The organism is uncultured Jannaschia sp. (assembly GCF_947494055.1).
In the GTDB taxonomy this organism is placed as follows: Bacteria; Pseudomonadota; Alphaproteobacteria; order Rhodobacterales; family Rhodobacteraceae; genus Jannaschia.
This window is the reverse complement of record NZ_CANLTR010000123.1, coordinates 1-1,655: the sequence shown is the minus strand read 5'-3', so window position 1 is coordinate 1,655 and position 1,655 is coordinate 1. Positions and strand designations below refer to the sequence as shown.

Genomic DNA, 1,655 nt, shown 5'->3' with positions numbered 1-1,655 from the left:
GTATCCGTCCGTTGTGACTGCTCTGACGGTGAGCCTCTGCTGTCGATAATGTCCATGATCGATAATGGACATCTTGAGGCACTCCATGACGGGCATGAAGGGACAGAAGAAGCGGTTCTGGTCTGACGAGGAGAAACGCTCGATCTGCCGGCAAACATGCGCGCCCGGCGTTTCGGTGGCGCAGGTTGCGCGCCGGTATGCGATGAACTCGAACTTGGTCTTTACCTGGCTGCGGGATCCGCGTTTCGCGCCGGCGACAGGCGAAACGCCCAGCGATCCCGGGGATGGGAATCTCTTCCTGCCGGTCGAGATCACCGGTTTGGCCGCCGTGCCTGACGCGAGAGTTGGTCTCGGCGAGACGCCCCGGTCGACAGATGCCAACGTTCTTGCGCAGCGGGTCGACATCACGCTGTCGGACGGGCGGCGGGTCGTGGTGGAGGGTCCGACGGCGCTGTGGTCGGTTCTGGGGCTGGTCCAGGGCCTGATGACTTGATCCCGGTGCCGAGCAACACGCGGATCTGGCTGGCGGCCGGGGTCACCGACATGCGGCGGGGGTTCAATACTCTCGCGGCGCAAACCGAGAAGACGCTCGAGGAAGACCCGTATTCGGGCCACCTGTTCGTGTTCCGCGGGCGCCGAGGGGATCTTTTGAAAATCATCTGGTGGGATGCGCAGGGGGCATGCCTGTTCTCGAAGCGCCTGGAGCGCGGGCGTTTTGTCTGGCCCGCCGCCAGGGACGGCAAGGTCAGCCTCAGCCCGTCAATGCTGGCAATGCTTCTGGAAGGCATTGACTGGCGGATGCCGCAAAAGACATGGCGGCCGCTCACGACCGGAGATTTGTCAGAGAATCCAGCACCATAGGCTTCCCTTGCGCGGGGCGAGACGGTATAAATCCAGCAATGCTGGAGACGCCCCGAACCCTGCCATCCGATCCTCACGAGCTCCGTGCGATGGCGGAACAGCTGCGCGATCTGGCCAGATCCCAGGCGCTGAAGATCGAGAAGCTCGAACATCAGCTGGCTGGTCATCGCAAGGCGCGGTTCGGCTCCAAATCCGAAAGCCTCGATCAACTGGCATTCGACCTTCAGGAAGACCGCGAGATCGCCGCGGCCGCTGCGGTCCAGCAGGGGGAAACCGATCAGGGCGTTGACGACAAACCCGGCAAACGCAAGCACAGCCGTGCCCCGCTGCCGGACCACCTGGAGCGACAATCCGAGGTTCTGTCCCCGGGCGAGACCTGCTCCGATTGCGGCGGGACCTTGCGGTCCCTTGGCGAGGACGTGACGCAGGAACTGGACTACATCCCGGGGCGGTTTGTCGTCCGCGAAATCATCCGCCCGCGCATGGCCTGCAACTGCTGCGAGACCTTCGCGCAAGTGCCGCTGCCAAGCCGACCGATCGAACGCGGGCGCGCCGGCCCCGGCCTGCTGGCGCATGTGCTGGTCGGCAAATATTGCGATCATCTTCCCCTGTATCGACAATCCGGGATCTATGCCCGGGAGAAGGTCGATCTTCATCGCTCGACACTGACCGACTGGGTTGGCCGATCCACCACCTTGCTGGAACCTCTGGCTGACCATATCGGCAAGCTGGCGCGTGCCGGGCCTGCGCTCTTTGCCGACGACACCCCGGTCAAGATGCAGACCGGAGGCAAG

Annotated in this window: 3 protein-coding genes; all 3 read left to right on the top strand. The window is 63.6% G+C overall.

The annotated features are described in order from the left end of the window. Positions 1–85 precede the first annotated feature (85 nt). On the top strand, positions 86–493 hold the full coding sequence (locus tag Q1A87_RS23390) for a transposase (protein ID WP_299657240.1): 408 nt from the start codon (positions 86–88) through the stop codon (positions 491–493). Beyond that, entirely contained in the window at positions 490–861 is a 372-nt protein-coding gene (gene tnpB / locus Q1A87_RS23385) for an IS66 family insertion sequence element accessory protein TnpB (RefSeq protein WP_299657237.1), read from the top strand. The genes Q1A87_RS23390 and tnpB overlap by 4 nt, the downstream gene beginning before the upstream one ends. 89 nt (positions 862–950) lie before the next feature. Next, positions 951–1,655, top strand: a 705-nt coding sequence (locus tag Q1A87_RS23380) for a transposase (protein WP_299657234.1), incomplete at its 3' end; no start/stop codon positions are given.